The organism is Streptomyces sp., assembly GCF_050698815.1.
Classification (GTDB): Bacteria; Actinomycetota; Actinomycetes; order Streptomycetales; family Streptomycetaceae; genus Streptomyces.
In genome coordinates this window covers 1-24,216 of the sequence record NZ_JBOHCV010000060.1, presented here as the reverse complement: position 1 = coordinate 24,216, position 24,216 = coordinate 1, and the positions used below count along the sequence as shown (strand labels likewise).

General features: G+C 71.1%; 13 protein-coding genes, 1 tRNA gene and 1 rRNA gene. 12 read left to right on the top strand and 3 right to left on the bottom strand.

Features of this window, described 5'->3' with window-relative positions:
* Positions 1-8 precede the first annotated feature (8 nt).
* From rrf to ACRDP3_RS02550, 3 genes are all read left to right on the top strand, one after another.
* Positions 9-125 (top strand): 5S ribosomal RNA (rrf, locus tag ACRDP3_RS02560).
* Between the two features lie 105 nt (positions 126-230).
* Positions 231-917, top strand: a complete 687-nt coding sequence (locus ACRDP3_RS02555) for a DegT/DnrJ/EryC1/StrS family aminotransferase (protein WP_431515147.1) — start codon at positions 231-233, stop codon at positions 915-917.
* 39 nt (positions 918-956) lie between these two features.
* Positions 957-1,029, top strand: a tRNA-Thr gene (locus tag ACRDP3_RS02550).
* Positions 1,030-1,085: 56 nt separating this feature from the next.
* On the opposite strand, the gene ACRDP3_RS02545 is transcribed toward ACRDP3_RS02550, so the two are convergent.
* Positions 1,086-3,704, bottom strand: coding sequence for a SpoIIE family protein phosphatase (locus tag ACRDP3_RS02545; protein WP_431515148.1), 2,619 nt, complete (start codon positions 3,702-3,704; stop codon positions 1,086-1,088).
* 499 nt (positions 3,705-4,203) lie between these two features.
* Here ACRDP3_RS02545 and ACRDP3_RS02540 point away from each other — a divergent pair, with 499 nt between their 5' ends.
* From ACRDP3_RS02540 to ACRDP3_RS02500, 9 genes are all read left to right on the top strand, one after another.
* Entirely contained in the window at positions 4,204-9,897 is a 5,694-nt protein-coding gene (locus ACRDP3_RS02540) for a HAMP domain-containing protein (RefSeq protein ID WP_431515146.1), read from the top strand.
* Positions 9,898-10,140: 243 nt separating this feature from the next.
* Positions 10,141-10,842 (top strand): response regulator, encoded by a 702-nt coding sequence (locus ACRDP3_RS02535; protein WP_431515145.1) that lies wholly within the window; start codon positions 10,141-10,143, stop codon positions 10,840-10,842.
* A gap of 182 nt (positions 10,843-11,024) precedes the next feature.
* Positions 11,025-13,784, top strand: a complete 2,760-nt coding sequence (locus ACRDP3_RS02530; protein ID WP_431515144.1) for a DNA translocase FtsK — start codon at positions 11,025-11,027, stop codon at positions 13,782-13,784.
* A 195-nt stretch (positions 13,785-13,979) separates the two neighbouring features.
* Positions 13,980-14,792 (top strand): RodZ domain-containing protein, encoded by an 813-nt coding sequence (locus ACRDP3_RS02525; RefSeq protein ID WP_431515143.1) that lies wholly within the window; start codon positions 13,980-13,982, stop codon positions 14,790-14,792.
* Positions 14,793-14,836: 44 nt separating this feature from the next.
* Complete coding sequence (rimO, locus tag ACRDP3_RS02520; RefSeq protein ID WP_431515142.1) at positions 14,837-16,447, top strand: 30S ribosomal protein S12 methylthiotransferase RimO; 1,611 nt, start codon at positions 14,837-14,839, stop codon at positions 16,445-16,447.
* The gene (gene pgsA, locus ACRDP3_RS02515; protein WP_431515141.1) at positions 16,444-17,178 is read left to right on the top strand and encodes a CDP-diacylglycerol--glycerol-3-phosphate 3-phosphatidyltransferase; all 735 of its coding nucleotides are present in this window, start codon (positions 16,444-16,446) and stop codon (positions 17,176-17,178) included. The genes rimO and pgsA overlap by 4 nt, the downstream gene beginning before the upstream one ends.
* Positions 17,175-17,732, top strand: a complete 558-nt coding sequence (locus tag ACRDP3_RS02510) for a CinA family protein (protein WP_431515140.1) — start codon at positions 17,175-17,177, stop codon at positions 17,730-17,732. The genes pgsA and ACRDP3_RS02510 overlap by 4 nt, the downstream gene beginning before the upstream one ends.
* 144 nt (positions 17,733-17,876) lie before the next feature.
* Positions 17,877-18,260: a helix-turn-helix domain-containing protein gene (locus ACRDP3_RS02505; protein ID WP_431515139.1), complete on the top strand. Its 384-nt coding sequence runs from the start codon at positions 17,877-17,879 to the stop codon at positions 18,258-18,260.
* Between the two features lie 136 nt (positions 18,261-18,396).
* Positions 18,397-18,696, top strand: coding sequence for a hypothetical protein (locus tag ACRDP3_RS02500; protein WP_431515138.1), 300 nt, complete (start codon positions 18,397-18,399; stop codon positions 18,694-18,696).
* Here the strand turns inward: ACRDP3_RS02500 and ACRDP3_RS02495 are convergent.
* Both ACRDP3_RS02495 and ACRDP3_RS02490 read right to left on the bottom strand, forming a co-directional pair.
* Positions 18,645-19,487 (bottom strand): Fpg/Nei family DNA glycosylase, encoded by an 843-nt coding sequence (locus tag ACRDP3_RS02495; RefSeq protein ID WP_431515137.1) that lies wholly within the window; start codon positions 19,485-19,487, stop codon positions 18,645-18,647. The genes ACRDP3_RS02500 and ACRDP3_RS02495 overlap by 52 nt on opposite strands.
* A gap of 7 nt (positions 19,488-19,494) precedes the next feature.
* On the bottom strand, positions 19,495-24,216 hold a 4,722-nt coding region (locus tag ACRDP3_RS02490; protein WP_431515136.1), incomplete at its 5' end, for an Lhr family ATP-dependent helicase.

Here is a 24,216-nt window from a genome sequence, read left to right as displayed (position 1 = left end):
CACATTGTTTCGGTGGTCATAGCGTGAGGGAAACGCCCGGTCTCATTCCGAACCCGGAAGCTAAGCCTTTCAGCGCCGATGGTACTGCATGCGGGAGCGTGTGGGAGAGTAGGACGCCGCCGAACTATTTTTAGAAGAAGGCCGTGGTTCTTGGACTGTTCAGTCCGGGAACCACGGCCTTTTTTCATGTCTTTACCCGGAGTTCATGTGCCGCCGACAGCATCATCGTCATGGGGACGACAGAGCTGATGACGGCCGGCGTGAGCGCCGGAGACGACGTGGTGGTGCCCGCATTCGGCGGGAGTGAAGTCGCGGAAGCGGTACGTGCGTTGGGTGCGCGCCCCGTCTTCGCGGACATCGACCCGCAGAGCTTCTGCCTTGCTCCTGCGGCAGTTGAGGCGGCGGTGACGGAGCGGACGGTCGCCATCGCGCCCGTGCATCTCTTCGGGCACCCGGCGGACATGGTGTGCCTGCTCGAGCTGGCGCAGCGGCGCGGTCTGCGGATCGCGGAGTTCGGTGCCGCGTCTCCGGTCGTAGCGGTGGACGCGGTCCGACGCCGGCAGCACGCCGCCTACTTGGACCAGCGGCTCCGCGGAGTGGTCATCCCGACCGTGGCGCTGGGAATGGAGCACTCGTACACGGAGTACGTGGTGCGGGTGCCGGGCAACGGGCGACCGGACCGGGACGCCTTCAAGCACGCGCTGCGGGCCCGCGGTGTGGCCTGTCACGTACCGGTGAAGGCCCCGGCGCACCGCACGTCCGCATTCCGTGCCGATGTGCGGCTGCCCGAGTCGGAGCGGGCGGCCGAGGAGACCCTCGCGCTTCCCCTCCACGCCTCGACGACCAAGCGCGAGCTGCATCGCATGGTGTCCGCGTGCAACGCGCTGGGCGGTCTGCTGATGGAGCCTGCCTGCTGAACTCGGGCCCCCATCGGGTAAGATCGGCGAAGCCGTCGCGCCCCAATAGCTCAGTCGGCAGAGCGTCTCCATGGTAAGGAGAAGGTCAACGGTTCGATTCCGTTTTGGGGCTCTCCGCACGTCGATCGACAAGGCCTCCACCCTCGGATCCCCCGGGTGGGGGCCGGCTTATTCCGGCACGCGCATGGCGACGATGGCCATGTCGTCGGAGGGCGCGTCGCTCGCGAAGCGCTCCACCGCGCGCATGATGCGGGCGGCCACCGCGCCCGCCGTGAGGCCCGTGCAGCCGCTGAGGACGTCCGCCAGGCCGTCGTCCCCGAGCATGCGGGTGCCTTCGCGGCGTTCCGTCACGCCGTCCGTCACGCACAGCAGTACGTCGCCCGGGTCGAGGACGACGGTCTGCTCGTACAGTTCGAGATCGTCCATCACGCCCAGCAGCGGCTGCGGGTCGGCCGCCGGTTCCACGTGTCCGTCCTGCCGCAGCCGCAACGGCAGCGGATGGCCGGCGCAGACGACCTTGAGTTCGGCGCTGCCGTCCTCCTGCGGCCGCAACTCGCCGTACAGCAGCGTCAGGAAGCGGCTGCGGGCGCCCTCGTCGAGGATCGCCGTGTTGAGGCGGTCGAGTACGGCCGGGCCGCCGAGGCCCTCGCGGGCCAGCAGCCGCAGGGCGTGCCGGGCGAGACCGGTGACCGCGGCCGCCTCCGGGCCGGTGCCGCAGACGTCGCCGATCGCGAAACCGTACGTGCCGTCGGAGATGTCGAAGAGGTCGTAGAAGTCGCCGCCGACCTCGTTGCCCTCGCCGGCGGCACGGTAGATGACCTCGACCTCGACTCCGCCGCCGACTTCGGGCAGTTCGGGTGGGAGAAGGCTGCGCTGCAGGGACTGACTGATGGCGGTGCGTTCCGAGTAAAGCCGGGCGTTGTCCAGGGCGAGTGCCGCACGGCGGGAGAGGTCCTCGGCCAGTTCGAGAATCTCCTGGCGGAATCGCTCGTCGGCGGGCTTTCCGAGCGTCAGCATGCCGATGACGCGGTTACGGGCGACGAGCGGAAGGACCACGGTCTCACCGCCGACGGCCGCCGCTGTCACCCGCGTCGGCCCGGGAGGGTAGTGGTGCTCCTCCTCCTCGCCCAGCGCCACGCTCCGCAGCGAGGTGCGCAGTGCCGCGGAGTGGGCCGCGTCGGACGGTGCGGCCCAGACCCGGGCGCCGGGTGTGGGCACCGGGTCCGGCGGATCGACCTTCGCGAGGAGGGCCTTGATGTTGTCGATGCGGTCCTCGTCCTCATGCAGAACATAGGACAGCTTGGGGTCGGAGCCGGGCTCCGCCACCGTATAGACCGCGCACCAGGTGGCCAGGGTGGGCACCGTCATCTGGGCCATGAGTGCCAGTGTCTGGTCCCGGTCGAGCGTGCCCGCCAGCAGGTCGGACGCCTCGACGAGGAAGGACAGCGAACCGCGCCGCAGCCGCTCCAGCTCGGTGAGGCGGGCGCGCTCGACGGCGAGCGCGATGCGGTCGGCGGCGAACTGGAGCCGCAGCGCTTCCTCGTTCGTGTACGAGCCCGGCGACTCCGAGGCCACGCCCAGTGAACCGGTGAGTCTGCCCTCCACCTTGAGCGGGACGGTGACCACGGCGCGCATGCCGGTGCCGGCGAGCAGCGGGACGGCGCCGGGCACGACCGTGAGGTCTTCGTGGACGGAGGGCATCCGGGCGGAGCCGTACCTCCCGCTGCCCGTCTCGACCGGTACCCGGGCGAAGCGCTGACGTGCCGAGGGGAGGCCGGTGGACGCCCGTACCTCGAGTTCGGTCTCGTCGTCGGTGGCCAGGAGCAGGTACGCGGCGTCGCCGTCCAGTATGTCGCGAGCGCGTTCCACGGTGCGCTGGAGCAGGCCGTCGAGATCGTCGGGAGCGGGGGAACCGATAAAGATTTCGAAGGGGTCCGCGGACCCGTCACCGGAGTCCTGCCGGCTGGCCGAGTCCGGTGCCGGGGTACGCAACGGGGTCTGCAGGACGGCGCGCTCGTGGTCGTTGACCAGCAGGCAGACGGTGGACGGTTCGCCGTCACTGTCGCGGACGCGCAGGTGGGAGGCGTAGACGGGGATCGTACGGCCGTCGGCACCCCGCAAGCCGTAGGAGCCCTCCCACCGGGAGAGCTGGAGCGCCTCGGCGATGCCCATGCTCGTGCCGGGGGTGTGCGGCCACGCGGCGATGTCGGTGAGCGGTTTGCCGAGGACCTGCTCGGCCGGGTACCCGAAGAGCTGCTGTGCGCCCTCGTTCCAGGCCGTGATGCTCCCGCCGCGGTCGACCTGGACGACGCCGACGTGCAGGTGCGTCTCGGTCACGGGCAGCGCGGCGTCGGGAAGGGCGGGGCCCGCGGCACGGGTGCCCACGGAGCGTTCGGGTAGATCGAGTCTGAACCAGACGCGCTTGTCCGCGGCCGTGTAGTCGACGCCCCAGCGCGCCGCGAGCGCGGCGCACAGCAGCAGTCCACGACCGCCCTCGCGGTCGGGGCTGCCGAGGACCGCGCCCGGGTCCTGGAGCGGCAGCTCGCGCTCGGGGTAGCGGTCGACGACCTCGACGCGTACGCCGTCTCCGTCCCGCAGGCAGACGACCTCGGCGGCGGTGCCGGCGTGCACGACGGCGTTGGTGACGAGTTCGCTGGTCAGCACGACGGCGTCATCGACGATGTCGCCCAGGCCCCAGCCCTGGAGGGTGTCCCGCACGAAGGCGCGCGCCGTCGCGACGGAGCGCCCGACCGGCTCGAACGTGGCCGCTGCCCTCGCGGTGATCACTCGTTTCCCCTTGGGTTGCTGATCGCCGCGCGCGCCCGGCCCGTCATCCGTGGTGCGCTGCGCTGCGATACCGAGTGGTGCCGCGGCGTCACCGCCCTCAAGGCCGTCGCCGCTGCCACCGCTTCCGCCGTCGTCCGGGAGACCCGCGTCGCCGTCGGCGGGGAGACTCCCACGCCCGGCGCTCTGCTCTTGCGTCACCCGCAGCGCCCCTCCATTGCCCATCGTGCTCAAGCCGCTGTCCCCATGGTCTTCGTAACCCTACGTACCCTTCGCGCCGTACCCGGCACACCGGGTGGATGGACAGCCGGGTGCCAGGTTACTTACGTTCGCTGTGTGCGCGGGTGCCGGATGCGGGTGTTTTCCGTCCGGGCCGTGTGGAGACCTGTGTGCCATGCTGCCGAACTGTTATCGCCGGGTTCAGGCAAGGTGAAACACTGGGAAGGCTCGAAGCGAAAGCCCGGGTAGGACGGTAGGACGGTCGACCCTTCGGAGGGACACGGTGGAGTCTGGCGCAGCGGCGCGGGGCACGAGCACGCGCGCGAAAGGCGGACGCTCCCGGAAGAGCGGGACGATCGAGGTCGACGCGGCTTCCGTCAACCGGTTGCTGACGGCTTTGACGGCCATGCGGGACGGCAACTTCCGCAAGCGGCTGACCGTCACGGGTGACGGGCCGATGGCGGAGATCGCGGCCGTCTTCAACGAGGTGGCGGATCAGAACCTGCACCTGACGGGTGAGATCGCCCGGGTGCGCCGGGTCGTTGGCCGCGAGGGAAAGCTCACGGAGCGGCTGGAGACCGGCACTTGTGAGGGTTCCTGGGCGGCGGCGATCGACGCGTCGAACGCCCTCGTGGAGGACCTGGTGCGGCCGGTGTCCGAGGTCGGCAGGGTGCTGTCCGCGGTGGCGGAGGGCGACTTGGAGCAGCGGATGGACCTGCGTTCCCGTGGCGGGGACGGCGGCAGGCACCCGCTGCGCGGTGAGTTCCTGAAGGTCGGACGCACGGTCAACGGGCTGGTGGACCAGCTGTCGACGTTCGCCGACGAGGTGACGCGGGTCGCCAGCGAGGTCGGCACGGAAGGCAAACTGGGCGGCCAGGCACGCGTGCGTGGAATGTCTGGTTCCTGGAAGGATCTGACGGATTCCGTCAACACGATGGCGTCCCGGCTGACCGCTCAAGTGCGAGATATCGCACTCGTGACGACGGCCGTCGCCAAGGGCGATCTGTCACGCAAGGTCACGGTGCATGTGGCCGGCGAGATGCTGGAGCTGAAGAACACCGTCAACACGATGGTCGACCAGCTCTCCTCGTTCCAGTCCGAGGTGACACGTGTCGCCCGCGAAGTGGGTACCGAGGGTGAGTTGGGCGGCCAGGCCCAGGTGCGGGGCGTGGCGGGCGTGTGGAAGGACCTCACCGACTCCGTCAACCTCATGGCGGGCAATCTGACGTCCCAGGTACGGGAGATCGCACAGGTGACCACGGCGGTCGCCAACGGCGATCTGTCGCAGAAGATCACCGTGAACGCGCGGGGCGAGGTGGCCCAACTCGCCGAGACCATCAACACGATGACCGAGACGCTGCGTACGTTCGCCGACGAGGTGACCCGGGCGGCGAACGAGGTGGGCACGGAGGGCGAGCTGGGCGGCCAGGCCCAGGTGCAGGGTGTGGCGGGCGTGTGGAAGGACCTCACCGATTCGGTGAACACCGCCTTCCGTAACCTCACCGCCCAGGTGCGGGACATCGCGCAGGTGACGACGGCGGTGGCCAACGGCGACCTGTCGCAGAAGGTGACCGTCGATGTCTCCGGTGAAATGCTGGAGCTGAAGACCACGGTCAACACGATGGTCGACCAGCTGTCCTCTTTCGGCGCCGAAGTCACCCGTGTCGCACGGGAGATCGGCGTCGAGGGCGAACTGGGCGGTCAGGCACAGGTACCGGGCGCCGGCGGCACCTGGAAGGACCTCACCGATTCGGTGAACACCGCCTTCCGCAACCTCACCGGACAGGTCCGCAACATCGCGCAGGTGACGACGGCGGTGGCCAACGGTGACCTGTCGCAGAAGGTCGCCGTGGATGTCTCCGGCGAGATGCTGGAGCTGAAGAACACGGTCAACACGATGGTCGACCAGCTCTCCTCCTTCGCGGAGCAGGTCACCAGGATGGCCAGGGACGTCGGTACGGAGGGACGGCTGGGCGGCCAGGCCCGGGTGGACGGTGTCTCCGGCACCTGGAAGGACCTCACCGACTCGGTCAACTTCATGGCCGGCAACCTCACTTCGCAGGTGCGCAACATCGCGCAGGTGACCACGGCCGTGGCGCGTGGCGATCTGTCGCAGAAGATCGAGGTCGACGCCCGCGGGGAGATCCTGGAGCTGAAGAACACCATCAACACGATGGTCGACCAGCTCTCCTCCTTCGCCGAGCAGGTCACGCGGGTGGGCCGCGAGGTGGGTACCGAGGGGCGGCTGGGCGGCCAGGCGCAGGTGCCGGGCGTCGCCGGAGTGTGGCGTGATCTGACCGACTCGGTGAACGGCATGGCCGGAAACCTCACCGACCAGGTCCGCAACATCGCCCAGGTCGCCACGGCAGTCGCCCGCGGTGACCTGTCGCAGAAGATCACCGTGGACGCCCGCGGGGAGATCCTGGAGCTGAAGAACACGCTGAACACGATGGTGGATCAGCTGTCCTCGTTCGCCGAGCAGGTCACGCGGGTCGCCCGGGAGGTCGGCACCGAGGGCATTCTCGGCGGTCAGGCGGAGGTCAAGGGCGTCTCCGGTACCTGGAAGGACCTGACCCAGTCCGTCAACTTCATGGCGAACAACCTGACGTCCCAGGTGCGGAACATCGCCGAGGTGACCACCGCGGTCGCCCAGGGCGACCTGTCGAAGAAGATCACCGTCGATGCGAAGGGCGAGATCCTCGCGCTGGTGACGACCGTGAACACGATGGTCGACCAGCTGTCCTCGTTCGCCGAGCAGGTGACCCGGGTGGCCCGCGAGGTCGGCACGGAAGGCATGCTCGGCGGCCAGGCGCGGGTGCCGGGAGTGATCGGCATCTGGAAGGACCTGAGCGAGAACGTCAACCTGATGGCGAACAACCTCACCAGCCAGGTCCGCAACATCTCCCAGGTCGCCACCGCGGTCGCCAACGGCGACCTGACCAAGAAGGTCACCGTCGAGGCCAGTGGCGAGGTCGCGCAGCTCGCCGACACGCTCAACACCATGGTGACCGCGCTGTCGACGTTCGCCGAAGAGGTGACCAGGGTCGCCCGCGAGGTCGGTACGGACGGGGTGCTGGGCGGCCAGGCCCGGGTGGCCGGGGTCGCCGGCACCTGGAAGGACCTGACCGAGTCGGTGAACTCGATGGCGTCCAACCTCACCGGGCAGGTCCGCAACATCGCGATGGTCACCACGGCCATCGCGAGCGGTGACCTGACGAAGAAGATCGACATCGAGGCCAACGGCGAGATCCTGGAGCTGAAGACCACCATCAACACGATGGTCGACCAGCTCTCCTCCTTCGCCGAGCAGGTGACCCGGGTGGCCCGCGAGGTGGGCACCGAGGGGCAGCTGGGCGGCCAGGCGCGCGTACAGGGCGTGGCGGGCACCTGGAAGGACCTCACCGACTCGGTGAACGAGATGGCGTCCAACCTCACCCGGCAGATGCGCGCCATCGCCGACGTGGCCACGGCCGTGACCCGCGGCGATCACAACGTCCGCATCGACGTGGAGGCGGCGGGCGAGATCCTGCAGCTGCAGGGCTACATCAACACCAAGATCGCCAACCTCCGCGAGACCACCCACGCCAACCAGGAGCAGGACTGGCTCAAGGGCAACCTCGCCCGCATCTCCGGGCTCATGCAGGGCCGGCGCGATCTCGCCGACGTGGCCGGCCTGATCATGAGCGAGCTGACGCCGGTGGTCTCGGCCCAGCACGGCGCCTTCTTCCTCGCCGTATCGACCGGCGAGGACAAGGAGGACGTCGGCATCGGCGCGGACCACGGCGCCGACGGCCTCTACGAACTGCGCATGATGGGCAGCTACGGCTATTCGACCGGCAGCATGCCCACCACCTTCACGCCCGGTGAGTCGCTGGTCGGCACGGCTGCTCAGGAGGGGCGCATGATCCTGGTGGAGAACGCGCCGCCCGGCTATCTCAAGATCGCCTCCGGACTCGGCGACGCGCCCCCGGCACACGTCATCGTGCTGCCGGTCATCTTCGAGGGCACGATCCTCGGCGTCATCGAACTGGCGTCCTTCCAGCCCTTCGCGCAGATCCAGAAGGACTTCCTCAGCCAGATCGCCGAAATGATCGCGACGAGCGTCAACACCATCAGCGTCAACACCAAGACCGAGGTGCTGCTGAGCCAGTCGCAGGAGCTGACCGAGCAGCTGCGGGAGCGTTCGGCGGAGCTGGAGAACCGGCAGCGGGCGCTCCAGGAGTCGAACGCGCAGCTGGAGGAGAAGGCCGAGCAGCTCGCCCAGACCAACAGCGACATCGAGATCAAGAACCGGGAGATCGAGGAGGCACGGCAGGTCCTCGAGGAGCGCGCCGAGCAGCTGTCGGTCTCGATGCGCTACAAGTCCGAGTTCCTGGCGAACATGTCCCACGAGCTGCGTACACCGCTCAACTCCCTCCTCATCCTCGCGAAGCTGCTCGCCGACAACGCGGAGAGCAATCTCTCACCGAAACAGGTGGAGTTCGCCGAGACGATCCACGGCGCCGGTTCCGACCTGCTGCAGCTGATCAACGACATCCTCGACCTGTCGAAGGTCGAGGCGGGCAAGATGGACGTCAGCCCGACCCGTATCGCGCTCGTACAGCTCGTCGACTACGTCGAAGCCACCTTCCGGCCGCTCACCGCCGAGAAGGGCCTGGACTTCTCGGTGCGGGTCTCTCCGGAGCTGCCCGCGACGCTGCACACCGACGAACAGCGGCTGCTGCAGGTGCTGCGCAACCTGCTGTCCAACGCGGTGAAGTTCACCGACGGCGGCGCCGTCGAACTCGTGATCCGGTCCGCGCAGAGCGACGTTCCCGACATGATCCGGGAGCAGATGCTGGAGCACGGCTCACTGCAGGACGCGGACGCCGAGCTGATCGCCTTCTCGGTGACCGACACGGGCATCGGGATCGCGGCCGGCAAGATGCGGGTCATCTTCGAGGCGTTCAAGCAGGCGGACGGCACGACGAGCCGCAAGTACGGCGGCACGGGTCTGGGCCTGTCCATCAGCCGGGAAATCGCCCGGCTGCTGGGCGGTGAGATCTACGCCGCCAGCGAGCCTGGCCGCGGCTCCACCTTCACCCTCTATCTGCCGCTGCACCCGACCGAACTGCCGCCCCAGGGCTACGTGCAGCTCGGGTCCGGCACGCTGGCCGTCTCCGCCGCCGCGGAGACCGGGGCGGCCGCGGCGGCGCGGGTCGAGGCGCTGCAGCGGGGGACCGGTACGACGAGCGGGGAAGCCGGCAGGGCGGCGGAGGGAGAAGCGGATGGCGCGAGCACCGGAAGCGCGGTCGAGCTGCCGCCGGGCCCGGTGGCGGAGGAGACCGATGTCGCCGCCTCGGAGGCGGAGCGCGCGGCGGCCTCGCTCGTACGGCGCCGTCGGCAGCGCTCGGCGACCGAACTCGAGCAGCGGGATCTGCCGCCCGAGGCCCAGCCGCGCGCGCTGCGGAACGGCCGGAGTGGGCAGGCCCGCGGTGCCCGGCACGGCGCGGAGGGGGAGGTGCCCGGTGCGGACTCCTCTTCCGGGCCGGCGCGGTCCCAGGAGGATGCCTGGCTGCACAGCGGTCAGGATCTGGTCGAGCCGGGCCCGGGGGGCGACTTCGGCGGCGAGAAGGTGCTCATCGTCGACGACGACATCCGCAACGTCTTCGCCCTCACGAGTGTGCTGGAGCAGCACGGGCTCCAGGTGCTCTACGCGGAGAACGGCCGCGAGGGCATCGAGGTGCTGGAGCAGCACGACGACGTGACCGTGGTGCTGATGGACATCATGATGCCGGAGATGGACGGCTACGCCACGACGGCGGCGATCCGCAAGATGCCGCAGTTCGCCGGGCTGCCCATCATCGCCCTGACCGCCAAGGCCATGAAGGGCGACCGGGAGAAGAGCATCGACGCCGGTGCGTCCGACTACGTCACGAAACCGGTGGACACCGACCACCTGCTGTCCGTCATGAGGGAGTGGATGAGCGCGCGTTGATGTGGCACGGTGCTGGTAGCGGCCTTCTGCGACGCGGTGTGGCCGACGACGTGTGGGAGCGCGGTCGACGGGGAACCTTCAGGACCCCCGGGGCGTTTCCGCTAGGTGCACAGTGACAACACGGTGACAGGGTGTGGCGAACTGCGGCGTGCGGCTACGATGACCCGCACAAGGACGGGCGGCGTCAAGAAGCCGTCCCCAGGGGCGGCGTCCGAAGGGCTGCCGGGGCGAGGAGGACGGGCCATGGTGCAGAAGGCCAAGATCCTCCTGGTCGATGACCGGCCGGAGAATCTGCTGGCGCTGGAGGCCATTCTCTCCGCGCTCGATCAGACGCTGGTGCGGGCATCGTCAGGGGAGGAAGCGCTCAAAGCGCTGCTGACGGACGACTTCGCGGTCATTCTGCTGGACGTGCAGATGCCGGGCATGGACGGTTTCGAGACGGCGGCGCACATCAAGCGGCGGGAACGTACGCGCGACATCCCCATCATCTTCCTGACGGCCATCAACCACGGCCCGCATCACACCTTCCGCGGCTATGCCGCGGGCGCGGTGGACTACATCTCCAAGCCGTTCGACCCCTGGGTGCTGCGGGCGAAGGTCTCGGTCTTCGTCGAGCTCTACATGAAGAACGTGCAGTTGCGCGAGCAGGCGTCGCTGCTGCGGCTCCAGTTGGAGAACGGCTCCGGTGCGGGCCAGTCGCCCGAAGGGCCCACGGAGGACGGCGAAGAGCCCCCCGGGCTGCTGGTCGAGCTGTCCACGCGCCTCGCCGCCGTGGAGGAGCAGGCGGAAGCGCTCTCCAAGCAGCTGGGTGACAGCTCGGAGTCCGCCACCGTGGCGACGGCGGCCCATCTCGAACGTAAACTCACCGGCCTCCGCCGGGCACTTGACGCCATGGAGCCCGGTACGGGCGGCGGCGCGTCGGCCCAGGTCTCCTCGCAGAACTGAACCGTTTCCTCGGCGCGTCGGGCGCGCCGAGGAGTGCGTCCGTCCGGGCGGCGGACCCGTAACCCCGTCGTCGGCCGACACCCTGACGCCCCGTCACCGATGTAGCCCCGCCCGCCCGCTTCAGCCCTGCTGTGCCCAGACCGTCCGTGCCTCACCCACCCCCCGGCGGTAACCTCACCTCCATGGCCTCTCGTACGTCCGGAACCGGAAAGGCAGCCAAGAAAGCGCCCGCGAAGAAGGCTGCCGCGAAAAGGGCACCAGCGAAGCAGGCCACCGCCAGGAAGGCGCCGGCCAGGAAGCCGGCCGCCAAGGCGAAAGCCAGGCCGGCGCCGTCCCCCACCGGAGGCGTCTACCGCTTGGTTCGCGCCTGCTGGCTGGGCGTCGCCCACACCGTCGGCTACCTCTTCCGCGGGATAGGGCGCAGCACCAAGGGGCTCGACCCGGCGCACCGCAAGGACGGCCTGGCCCTGCTGCTGCTCGGCCTCGCCCTGGTCGTCGCCGCCGGCACCTGGTCCAACCTCCAGGGGCCGGTGGGCGGTCTCGTCAAGATGCTCATCACCGGCGCCTTCGGGCGGCTGGACCTGCTGCTGCCGATACTGCTCGGCGTGATCTCCGTGCGGCTGATCAGGCACCCGGAGAAACCGGAGGCCAACGGCCGTATCGTGGTGGGACTTTCCGCGCTCGTCGTCGGCGCGCTCGGCCTCGTGCACATCGCGTGCGGAGCCCCGGGGCGCGATGCGGGCGGCGAGGCTCTTCAGGACGCCGGCGGCCTGATCGGCTGGGCCGCTTCGAAACCCCTCATCCAGACGGTCGGCGAGATGCTCGCCCTGCCGTTGCTCGTCCTGGTCGCAGTCTTCGGGCTGCTGGTCGTCACCGCGACGCCCGTCAACGCCATTCCGCGGCGGCTGCGCGCACTGGGTGTCCGGCTGGGCGTGGTGGACGACCCCCGTCCGGCCGGGACGGGCGAGGGCGCCGCCGAGAGCGACGACGGGATGGAGCCGCGGCCTGCCCGCCCGGCCCGCCCCGGCGGGCACAGCATGCGCAAGGACCACCTCGACCCGGCGCTCGCGGAGAAGGACGCCCTCGACCGGCGCCGCGCCGGGCGCAAGGGCCGTGCCGGGCTTGGCGCGGCGGACGGTACCGCCGCACGCTCGTCGGACGCCGTCGATGTCGCCGCTGCCGCCGCGGCCGCACTGGACGGCGCGCTGCTGCACGGCGTCCAGCCTTCCCCTCTCGTCGCGGACCTGACCCACGGTGTGTCCTCGGCCGACCGCCGGAAGGCGGCGGAAGGGGCGGAGGGGAAGGCGGGCGAGAGGGGCTCGGTGCCGGCCGGCCGGGGTGACGGGCGCGAGGAGCGGCGGGCCGAGCACACTCCCGTACCCGATCTGACGAAGGCGGCCGCACCGCCGGAGCGGCCGGAGCGGGGATCGCTGCCGCCGCGCGCCGAGCAGCTGCAGCTTTCCGGCGACATCACCTACGCGCGTCCTTCCCTCGATCTGCTGGAGCGGGGCGGCCCCGGGCGTACCCGCAGTGCGGCCAACGACCAGGTTGTCGAGTCGCTGACCACGGTCTTCAGCGAGTTCAAGGTGGACGCCGCCGTCACCGGCTTCACCCGCGGTCCGACCGTGACGCGGTACGTGATCGAGCTGGGCCCGGCCGTCAAGGTCGAGAAGATCACCGCGCTGACGAAGAACATCGCCTACGCCGTGGCCAGCCCCGACGTGCGCATCATCAGCCCCATTCCGGGCAAGTCCGCGGTCGGCATCGAGATTCCCAACAGCGACCGCGAAATGGTCAACCTCGGCGACGTGCTGCGCTCGGCCGACGCCTCGGGCGAGGAACATCCCATGCTGGTGGGACTGGGCAAGGACGTCGAGGGCGGCTATGTGACGGCCAACCTCGCGCGGATGCCGCACATCCTGGTCGCCGGCGCGACCGGCTCCGGCAAGTCCTCCTGCATCAACTGCCTCATCACCTCGGTCATGGTCCGGGCCACTCCCGAGGACGTACGGATGGTCCTGGTCGACCCAAAACGGGTGGAGCTGACCGCCTACGAGGGCATCCCGCACCTCATCACGCCCATCATCACCAACCCCAAGAGGGCCGCCGAGGCCCTGCAGTGGGTCGTCCGCGAGATGGACCTGCGCTACGACGACCTGGCCGCCTTCGGATACCGCCACATCGACGACTTCAACGCGGCGGTGCGCAGCGGCAAGGCCACGGCTCCGGCAGGCAGCGAACGCGAGCTGACGACCTACCCCTACCTGCTGGTCATCGTGGACGAGTTGGCGGACCTGATGATGGTCGCGCCGCGCGACGTGGAGGACGCGATCGTACGGATCACGCAGCTCGCCCGTGCCGCAGGAATCCACCTGGTGCTGGCCACGCAGCGTCCCTCCGTCGACGTCGTCACCGGTCTGATCAAGGCCAACGTTCCCTCCCGGCTCGGCTTCTCCACCTCCTCCCTGGCCGACAGCCGCGTCATCCTCGACCAGCCCGGCGCGGAGAAGCTGATCGGCAAGGGCGACGGACTCTTCCTCCCGATGGGTGCGAACAAGCCCGTCCGGATGCAGGGCGCCTACGTCACCGAGGAAGAGGTCCAGGGCATCGTCGAGCACTGCAAGGCGCAGATGTCCCCGGTCTTCCGCGAGGACGTCACCGTCGGTCAGGGCAGGAAGAAGGAGATCGACGAGGAGGTCGGCGACGACCTGGACCTGCTCTGCCAGGCGGCTGAGCTGGTGGTATCCACCCAGTTCGGCTCGACGTCGATGCTCCAGCGCAAGCTGCGGGTGGGCTTCGCCAAGGCGGGGCGGCTGATGGACCTGATGGAGTCGCGCGGGGTGGTCGGCCCCACCGAGGGGTCCAAGGCACGGGACGTGCTGATCAAACCCGAGGAACTGGATGGTGTGCTCGCGGTGATCCGGGGGGAGTCTCACCCGTAAGAATGAGTGAGGCAACCGTTTCCCCGGCGCGTACGTCAAGTTGGACAAGGGGGGCGGAGCGGGCTATGTGGGCATCGTCGGACGGCGCGACGGTCCTGATGGCCCACAAAGTTCGTCCGTCCGCTTGCCCCACTCTTTTGCTCGGCCCCTAGACTGAACCTCCAGCAGGTGGCTACACGCTCGAAAGGCTCCCTCGTGTCCATCGGCAACGCAGCGGAAGAGGACCGGCCCACGGTCGGTCAAACCCTCCAACAAGCCCGGGTCGACGCCCGGCTGACCGTGGACGAGGTCAGTACGTCGACCAGAGTGCGCGTCCCCATCGTGCGGGCCATCGAGGAGGATGACTTCTCCCGGTGCGGTGGCGATGTCTACGCACGCGGGCACGTTCGTACGCTCGCCCGCGAAGTCGGTCTCGATTCCGACGAGCTCGTGGCGCGGTACGACGCCGAGCACGGGGGCCGTCCCGAGCCGACCGCCGCCCCGGCGGCGCTCTTCGAGGCCGAACGCATCCGGCCGGAACACCGCCGGCCCAACTGGACCGCTGCCATGGTCGCCGCCATCGTCGCGGTTGTCGGCTTCGTCGGTTTCACCCTCGTCGACGGAAGCGGCGACTCCGAGCCGTCGGCCGCCGAGGAGACCCCCTCGGCGCACCCCTCGCAGTCCCGTGAGCCCTCGGAGTCCGCCGCCCCGACCACGTCGGTCCCCGCCGACCCCAAGCCGTCCGACAGCGCGATCGCCGCCGCGCCGGCCGACAAGGTCACGGTGCGGATGACGGCGGAGCAGAGCGTCTGGATCTCCGCCGAGGACCACAACGGGCGGTTGATCCACGAGGGTGTGCTGCAGAAGGGCAAGAGCAAGACCTTCACCGACGACAAGCGGCTCAACCTCGTGCTCGGCAACGCCGGCGGGGTCAAGCTGTACGTCAACGGCAAGGAGGTCAAGGACGTCGGCGAGGATGGTCAGGTCCAGCGCCTCAGCTACACCCGGGGCGACCCCGAAGCGGGCTGATCCCTGCGGCCGGTGGGCCGCACTCGACAAAGTACGCTGAGTCCATGCCCGAACGCCGCACCGTCGCTCTCGTCACCCTTGGCTGCGCACGTAACGAGGTCGACTCGGAGGAACTCGCAGGCCGCCTGGCGGCGGATGGCTGGGAGCTCGTCGAGGAAGCCGGCGACGCCGACGTCGCCGTGGTCAACACCTGTGGCTTCGTCGAGGCCGCCAAGAAGGACTCCGTCGACGCCCTGCTCGAAGCCAACGACCTGAAGTCCGGCGAGGGCTCCGAGGGTGGCAGCCGCACCCAGGCCGTGGTGGCGGTGGGCTGCATGGCGGAGCGGTACGGCAAGGAGCTGGCGGAGGCGCTGCCCGAGGCCGACGGAGTGCTCGGATTCGACGACTACGCCGACATCTCCGAGCGACTGCAGACCATTCTCAGCGGCGGCGTGCACGCCCCGCACACACCGCGCGACCGGCGCAAGCTGCTGCCGATCAGTCCCGCCGAGCGGCAGGGCGCCGGAGGTGAGGTGGCGCTGCCCGGGCACGGCGGCGGTGCCGACGGCGCTGATGCTGCCGTGCCGGCGCCCCCTGCCGGGCCGGTGGACCTGCCCGAGGGGCTGGCCCCGGCGTCCGGACCGCGCGCGCCACTGCGGCGCAGGCTGGCCAGCAGCCCCGTCGCCTCGGTGAAACTGGCCTCCGGCTGCGACCGGCGGTGTTCCTTCTGCGCCATCCCCTCATTCCGCGGTTCCTTCATCTCCCGCCGCCCCTCCGACGTGCTGGGGGAGACGCGCTGGCTGGCCGAGCAGGGAGTGCGGGAGATCATGCTGGTCTCCGAGAACAACACCTCCTACGGCAAGGACCTGGGCGACATCCGGCTGCTGGAGACGCTGCTGCCGGAGCTGGCGGCGGTGGACGGCATCGAGCGCGTACGGGTCAGCTATCTGCAGCCCGCCGAGATGCGGCCCGGGCTGATCGACGTGCTCGCCGGGACCGACAAGGTCGCGCCCTACTTCGACCTGTCCTTCCAGCACTCGGCACCGGGCGTGCTGCGCGCGATGCGGCGGTTCGGTGACACCGAGCGCTTCCTGGGACTGCTGGAGACGATCAGGAGCAAGGCGCCGCAGGCGGGAATCCGGTCGAACTTCATCGTGGGCTTCCCGGGGGAGAGCGAGGCCGACGTCGAGGAACTGGAGCGTTTTCTGACCGCGGCCGGACTCGATGCCATCGGCGTGTTCGGGTACTCCGACGAGGATGGAACGGAAGCGGCGGGCTACGACGGGAAGAACGCCCCCGACGTCGTCGCCGAGCGGCTGGCCCGGGTCTCCCGCCTCGCGGAGGAGCTGTCGGCGCAGCGCGCCGAGGAGCGGCTCGGCGAGACGGTGCGGGTGCTGGTGGAGTCGTCCGCCCAGGAGGGTACGGACGCGGCCGGGGGCGACGCGGGTGACGGCGAGACCAGAGCGGCGGGGCGCGGTGCCCACCAGGCGCCGGAGACGGACGGGCAGGTGCTCCTGACCGGGGGCGCCGTTCCCGGACGGGAGCTGGTGGTCGGACGTATGGTCGAGGCGAAGGTCGTTGCCACGGAAGGTGTGGACCTGGTCGCCGAACCCCTGGGAGGCGGTGTCGAAGGCGGCGGCGACGGCGGCGGAGCCGGTCAGGAGGCAGGCACGTGACGGGAGTGCCGGCCTCCGCGGCGAGTGCGAGTGGTGGTGCGATGGCCAAGCCCAACCCCCAGTCCAAAGCGCAGTCCAAAGCCCAGTCGAAGGCTCAGCCGAAAGCTCCGGCCAAGGCGGTCGCCGCGGTCCGTCAGGTGAGCCTGTGGAACATCGCCAACATCCTCACGATGGTGCGGATGCTGCTGGTCCCCGGATTCGTCGTGCTCATGCTGTGGGAGGGCGGGCACGACCCGGCCTGGCGCTCGTTCGCCTGGGCCGCCTTCACCGTCGCGATGATCACGGATCTATTCGACGGTGAACTGGCACGCCGGTACAACCTAGTCACCGACTTCGGCAAGATCGCCGATCCCATCGCCGACAAGGCGATCATGGGGGCGGCGCTGGTCTGCCTGTCCACGCTGGGCGACCTGCCGTGGTGGGTCACGGCCGTGATCCTCTTCCGCGAGCTGGGCATCACGGTGCTGCGCTTCTGGGTGATCCGGCACGGGGTGATCCCCGCCAGCCGGGGCGGCAAGCTGAAGACCCTGGCGCAGGGTGTCGCGGTGGGCATGTACGTACTGACGCTGACCGGACCGCTGGCAACGATGCGCTGGTGGGTGATGGCGGCGGCCGTGATCCTGACCGTGGTGACCGGGCTGGACTACGTGCGGCAGGCGGTCGTGCTGCGGCGGGCGGGCCGCGCGCGTGAGCGTGCGGAGCGGGTCGCCGGGCGGGCCGGACAGCCGTGAGCGGTGGGGAGACCGGGGGAGAGGACCACCTCGGTGTCGCCGCGCGGGTGCTGGAGCTGCTGGTGGCACGTGGCGAAACGGTGGCGGTGGCGGAGTCGCTGACCGGCGGGCTGGTCGCCGCCGAGATCACTGCGGTACCGGGCTCCTCACGGGCGTTCCGTGGCTCGGTCACGGCCTACGCCACGGAGCTGAAGCAGGAACTGCTGGGCGTCGACGGCGATCTGCTCGCCGAGCGGGGCGCGGTGGACGGCGAGGTCGCACGGCAGATGGCCGAGGGCGTGCGGACGGCTCTGGGCACGGAGTGGGGGGTCGCCACCACCGGTGTGGCCGGACCGGAGGCGCAGCACGGGCACGCGGTGGGCACCGTCTTCACGGCCGTCGCCGGACCGGGCGGCGCCGCGGTGGTACAGGAGCTGAGCCTTGACGGTGACCGGGGCGCCATCCGGACGGCGAGCGTGCGGAGTGCTCTGAGGCTGTTGCGCGACCAACTGGCCCAGCACGCGCGGGCACAGGATACGGAACAAGACGGGGGGAAGGGATGTTTGCAGCCCTGAGTGAACACGACATCGCTCCCCGCACGCGCACAGCCCAAGGCGGTACGGTGGAGGCTGAAGGATTCTTGCCCTATGGGTCTGCTCTATGAGTGAGTGGGGAATCAAGCTGTGGAAGACGCCGCGCGTTAAGAGGGAGGAGCACCGATGATTCTGCTCCGTCGCCTGTTGGGTGACGTGCTGCGTCGGCAGCGCCAGCGCCAGGGTCGCACCCTGCGCGAAGTCTCTTCATCCGCCCGGGTCTCGCTCGGTTATCTTTCCGAGGTCGAGCGGGGCCAGAAGGAAGCCTCCTCGGAGCTGCTTTCCTCGATCTGTGACGCGCTGGACGTGCGGATGTCCGAGCTCATGCGGGAGGTCAGCGACGAGCTTGCACTCGCGGAGCTGGCCGAGTCCGCCGCGAGCGACACGGTCCCCGCGCCGATGCGGCGCGCGGTGCTCAACCCCGTTTCCGTGACCTCGGTCACCGGAGTGCCGGAAGAGCGCGTCACCATCAAGGCGCCCGCGGAAGCCGTGGACGTGGTCGCGGCCTGACGCCTCCGCCTCCGCGGATATCGCACAGCCCCTCGGAAGGCCCCGCCGGATACGCCCGGCGGGGCCTTCCGCTGTGTGGTCGCGCGGTCGCACACGGTGCGGGACGATGGCGCTAGCTGCAAGGGAGGTGAGGAGCGTGGCGGCGCTGAGCCGATGGCTGCTGGTCCGCTGCGCCCTGGCCACCCTGAGCGCGGCGGCCTGGGCGGGTGCGGTGTGGCGGCTGGCCGACGGGGCGGGCGGTCCGGTGGAGGCGACGGTCGCGGTCGGCGGATGGGGGCTGGGACTGCTGCCGGTCCATGCCGCGATGGGGGCGCGGGAGCCCGTCGGGCGAGAGGTGCGGCGGTACGGGCCGAACCGGCCGGCGGGGCCGGACAGGGCCTCGCGTCAGGGCGAGGCCGCGTCGGGGCGCGGGCCGGGCTGGCAGCGGGGGCAGTAGGAGACGGTGCGTGACCGCTCGGGCGGACCGTAGCGGCCTGTGCGCACTGCTGTGCCGCAGCGGTGGCAGGGGCGCCGGTCACGCCCGTACACCCACAGGGCACGGTCGCGGTCCCGGTCCTGGCCGGGGGAGGCCCGGCCGGTCCGGGTGGTGGTCCGGGCGATGCGGTCCTTGTTGGCTTCCAGGAGCGTCCTGGCGGCGTCGAGCAGCCGGGCGGGCAGCGGCGGGGAGAGCCGGCCGACCGGCGTCCAGGGCGAGGTACGGGCGAGGAAGCAGAGTTCCGCCGCGTACACGTTGCCGATCCCGGCGAGGTTGCGCTGGTCGAGCAGGGCCTCGGCGAGGGGCCGTTCGGGGTCGGCGAGGAGGCGGCGCCGGGCTTCCACCGGGTCCCAGTCCGCTCCGAGCAGGTCGGGGCCCAGGTGCCCGAGGGCCGTCGACTCCGCTGCGGTGCGCAGGAGTTCGAGCAAGGGGAGGCGGTAGCCGGTCGCGGTGCTGCCGCCGGTGGCGAGCACGGCCCGGATCTGATGCGCGGGGCCGCCGCCTCGCGGGTGCCGTTCGGGAGTGCTCACGCGCCACGTGCCGTCCATGCCGAGGTGGGAATGGACGGTGACGCCGCCATCGACGCGGGTGAGGAGGTGTTTGCCGCGCGGGACCACGTCAAGGACCTCGCGGCCGCTCAGGTCGGTGGTGGCGAGCCGGGGCACGCGGAAGTCGGTACGGGTCAGCGTCTGCCCGGCGAGTGCTTCGCGCAGCTGCCGGGCGGTGCGCCAGACGGTGTCTCCCTCGGGCACGGTTTCCTCATCCCGCGCGCAGCCGGAGGCCGCGGGGAGTGGCGTGGAATCCCGCGGACTCCAGCAGGGTGCCGATGGGGGAGGAGAGGGCCGGCGTCCCGTTCACCCGCTCCACCGTGACCGTGCCCAGGGCACCGTCGCGCGCCGCGCGCGCCAGGGCCTCGGCGGCGGCGGCCAGCAGCGGGCTGCCCCCCGGGCCGTTCGCGTCACCGGACGGTGTGCCGCCGGACGGATCGCCGGACGGGCCGCCGGGCCAGGCGAGGAGAGTCTTGCCGCCGCGTTCCATGTAGAGCGTCAGCTCACCGTCGACCAGGACGACCACCGATCCCGCCTTGCGGCCCGGTTTGTGCGTGGCGTCGGCGGGGGGCTCGGGCCAGGGCAGGGCGGCGCCGTAGGCGTTGGCGGGATCGGCGGCGGCGAGGACGACGGTGCGGAACTGCTGCTCCCGCTCGCGCGCCGTGTGCACCGCGCGCAGCCGGTCGATGGCGCCGTCCATCGCGAACTGGGCCGCGCCCAGGCCCTCGACGGCATAGCCACGGCGGGCCTGTCCGCTGTCCTCGAAGGCGGCCAGCACCCGGTACGCCGCGGAGAAGCCGCCCTGCACGCCCTCGGCGGCGACCGCGCCACGGGTGACGACGCCGTGCCGGTCCAGGAGCGTACGGGCCAGGGCGTGCGCCCGGTGGGTCGTGTCGTGCTCGGCCGGAGGCAGCAGGGACCAGCGGCCCGCGACGGTCGGCGGGCCGTTGCGGGAGGCGGTGGGCCGGTTCGTGCCGCTGCGGTGGGTGGCGGCGGTCAGCGACCCGTAACGCCCGCGCGGAACCGCGCGCTTGGCGCGGTGTGCGGTGGCTCCCGCGGTACGGCCGGAGCCGAGGAGCGCGCGCAGCGGCGCCAGCGTGTCGTTGCCGATGCGGCCGGACCAGGCCAGGTCCCAGAGGACCTCGGCCAGTTGCGGATCGGTGGCCGCCGGATCGGCGGTGGCGCGGACCTGGTCGGCGATCTGACGGAAGAACAGTCCGTAGCCGGGGGCCAGGGTGTCCAGCACCGCCTGGTGCGCCGGAGTCAGCTCCAGCGGCAGCGGGGCCGGCAGCAGCAGCGGCGCGGAGTCGGCGAGGTGCAGTGAGAGCCAGCCGTCCTTGCCGGGCAGGGCGCCGGCGCCCGCCCAGACGACCTCGCCGGACGTGGTGAGTTCATCGAGCATCGCCGGGCCGTAGTCACGGACGCGGCCGGGCAGCACCAGCTTCTCCAGGGCCGATGCGGGCACGGGCGCTCCCTGGAGCTGCTCGATGGTGCGCAGCAGCCCGTCGACGCCGCGGAGGCTGCCGGTGCCGGACGGTGACACGTGCTGCCACTGCGGCAGGAAGGCGGCGAGCGCGGCCGGCGGCACCGGCTCCAGCTCCTGCCGCAGTGCGGCCAGCGAACGGCGGCGCAGGCGGCGCAGCACAGCCGCGTCGCACCATTCCTGGCCCACTCCGGCGGGGTGGAACTCACCCTGCACGAGCCGCCCCCCGGCGGCCAGCCGTTGCAGCGTCCCCTCGGCCACGGCGGTGCCCAGGCCGAAGCGGGCGGCGGCGTCGGCGGAGACGAACGGGCCGTGCGTGCGCGCGTACCGGGCGAGGAGGTCGCCGAGCGGATCCGGCACCGGCTCCGTGAAGGCTTCGGGGACGCCGACGGGCAGCGCGGCCCCCAGCGCGTCCCGCAGCCGTCCGGCGTCCTCGATGGCGGCGAAGTGCTGCCGCCCGGCGATGCGGACGCGCACCGCCCGGCGGGCGGACTCCAGCTCCGCGGCCCACTGCGGATCGGCGCCCCGCTCCCGCAGCTCCGCCGTGGTCAGCGGTCCGAGGAGGCGGAGAAGGTCGGCGACGCCTTCGGCGTCCTTGACGCGGCGGTCCTCGGTGCGCCACTGCAGTTCGCGCTCGAGCTCGCTCAGCACCTCGGCGTCCAGCAGTTCGCGCAGTTCCGCCTGTCCCAGCAGCTCGGCGAGCAGCCGGGAGTCGAGGGAGAGGGCGGCGGCGCGGCGCTCGGCGAGCGGCGAGTCGCCCTCGTAGAGGTACTGCGCGACATAGCCGAAGAGCAGTGAGCGGGCGAACGGCGAGGGATCGCTGGTGGTGACCTCGACCACGCGGACGCGGCGGGATTCGATGTCGCCCATCAGCTCGGTCAGCCCGGGCACGTCGAAGACGTCCTGGAGACATTCGCGCACCGCCTCCAGCACGATCGGGAAGGAGCCGAACTCCGATGCCACCTGGAGAAGTTGAGCCGCGCGCTGCCGCTGCTGCCACAGGGGGGTGCGCCTGCCGGGATCGCGTCGCGGCAGCAGCAGGGCCCGGGCGGCGCACTCGCGGAAGCGGGCGGCGAACAGGGCCGAGCCGCCGACCTGGTCGGTGACGATCTGCTCGACGTCGCCCTTGTCGAACAGGACGTCGGAGACGCCGACCGGTGGCTCGCCGGAGTCGAAGGCGCCGCCGCCGCCCGATGGCGGCCGCGTCTCAGGGGTCTCATCGGGCTGCTCCGCCAGCAGGTCCAGGCCCATCAGGTCGGCGTCGGGCAGTCGCAGCACGAGACCGTCGTCGGCGTGCATGACCTGCGCGTCCATGCCGTACCGCTCGGTGAGGCGGGCGCCGAGGGCCAGCGCCCAGGGGGCGTGCACCTGGGCGCCGAAGGGTGAGTGCACGACGATGCGCCAGTCACCGAGCTCGTCGCGAAAGCGCTCGACCACGATCGTACGGTCGTCCGGGAGGTGACCGCAGGCGGTGCGCTGCTCCTCGAGGTAGCCGAGCAGATTGCCGACGGCCAGCGTGTCGAGCCCGGCGGCGGCCAGCCGGTCCCGTGCGGCCTCCGGAGCGAGGGAGCCGATCTCGCGGAGGAACGCGCCCAGCGCGCGGCCCAGCTCCAGCGGGCGGCCCAGCTGGTCTCCCTTCCAGAACGGCAGCCGCCCCGGCACGCCTGGCGCCGGCGAGACCAGAACGCGGTCGCGGGTGATGTCCTCGATCCGCCAGGAGGTGGTGCCCAGCGTGAAGACGTCGCCCACCCGCGACTCGTAGACCATCTCCTCGTCCAGCTCGCCGACCCGGCCGCCGCCCTTCTTCGGGTCGGCCCCGGCCAGGAAGACGCCGAACAGGCCCCGGTCCGGGATGGTGCCCCCCGAGGTGACGGCCAGCCGCTGCGCGCCGGGCCTGCCGCTGACCGTGCGCGCCACCCGGTCCCACACCAGCCGGGGGCGCAACTCCGCGAAGGCGTCGGAGGGATAGCGGCCGGCGAGCATGTCCAGCACCGCCTGGTACGCCGACTCGGGGAGCGAGGAGAAGGGCGCGGCACGGCGGACGAGCAGCAGCAGCTCGTCCACGTCCCAGGTGTCCAGCGAGGTCATCGCGACCAGCTGCTGGGCCAGCACGTCGAGCGGGTTCGCGGGGATGCGCAGGGCCTCGATGGCGCCTTCGCGCATCCGCTCGGTGACGACGGCGGACTGGACGAGGTCACCGCGGTACTTGGGGAAGACCACCCCGGCCGAGACCGCCCCCACCTGGTGTCCGGCGCGGCCCACGCGCTGCAGTCCGGAGGCGACGGACGGCGGTGACTCGACCTGCACGACCAGGTCCACCGCCCCCATGTCGATGCCGAGTTCCAGGCTGGAGGTGGCGACCACGGCGGGCAGCCTGCCCGACTTCAGCTCCTCCTCCACCTGGGCGCGCTGCTCCTTGGAGACCGAGCCGTGATGGGCGCGGGCGAGCAGCGGCGGCGCGCCCTTGGCCGCTCCCGCCTCGGCCATGACCTCGGCGGGTGAGTGGTGCTCGGGCATGGGCTCGCCGGTCGCGCGCTCGTACGCGATCTCGTTGAGCCGGTTGCACAAGCGCTCGGCGAGGCGGCGGGAGTTGGCGAAGACGATCGTGGATTGGTGCCCCTGGACGAGATCGGCGATGCGTTCCTCGACCGACGGCCAGATGGAGGGCTTTCCGCCGCCGCCGGGGCCGCCGGCACCCGGACCGCCGCTGTCCTGGGCGGGAGAGCTGCCCAGCTCTCCCATGTCCTCCACCGGCACCACCACCGACAGGTCGAACTCCTTGCCGGAGGGCGGCTGCACGACGGTCGCCTTGCGCTGCGGCGAGAGGAAGCGGGCCACCTCGTCCACGGGCCGTACGGTCGCGGACAGCCCGATCCGCCGGGCCGGCCGGTCGAGCAGCTGGTCCAACCGCTCCAGGGAGAGCGCCAGATGGGCGCCCCGCTTCGTCCCGGCAACGGCGTGCACCTCGTCCAGGATCACCGTCTCCACGCCGGACAGGGCGTCCCGGGCGGCGGAGGTGAGCATCAGGAACAGCGACTCGGGGGTGGTGATCAGGATGTCGGGCGGCCGTCGGGCCAGCGAGCGGCGTTCGGTGGCAGGAGTGTCGCCGGAGCGGATGCCGACCCGGATGTCGGGTTCGGGCAGCCCGAGCCGCAGGGCCTCCTGGCGGATGCCGGTCAGCGGACTGCGCAGATTGCGCTCCACGTCGACGGCGAGCGCCTTGAGGGGCGATACGTACAGCACGCGGCAGCGCTTGACCGGGTCGGCGGGCGGCGGAGCGGAGGCGAGCTGGTCCAGCGAGGCCAGGAAGGCGGCCAGCGTCTTCCCGGACCCGGTGGGGGCGACGACGAGCGCGTCGGACTTCTCGGCCAGCGCACGCCACGCCCCGGCCTGGGCGGCTGTGGGCGCGCTGAAGGCACCCGTGAACCAGGCCCGGGTCGCGGGCGAGAA

Bases quoted from the DNA above. Each gene is read 5' to 3' on its own strand.
- ACRDP3_RS02555 (WP_431515147.1), top strand. From the start codon at position 231: ATGGGGACGACAGAGCTGATGACGGCCGGCGTGAGCGCCGGAGACGAC.
- ACRDP3_RS02535 (WP_431515145.1), top strand. From the start codon at position 10,141: ATGGTGCAGAAGGCCAAGATCCTCCTGGTCGATGACCGGCCGGAGAAT.
- ACRDP3_RS02530 (WP_431515144.1), top strand. From the start codon at position 11,025: ATGGCCTCTCGTACGTCCGGAACCGGAAAGGCAGCCAAGAAAGCGCCC.
- rimO (WP_431515142.1), top strand. From the start codon at position 14,837: ATGCCCGAACGCCGCACCGTCGCTCTCGTCACCCTTGGCTGCGCACGT.
- ACRDP3_RS02505 (WP_431515139.1), top strand. From the start codon at position 17,877: ATGATTCTGCTCCGTCGCCTGTTGGGTGACGTGCTGCGTCGGCAGCGC.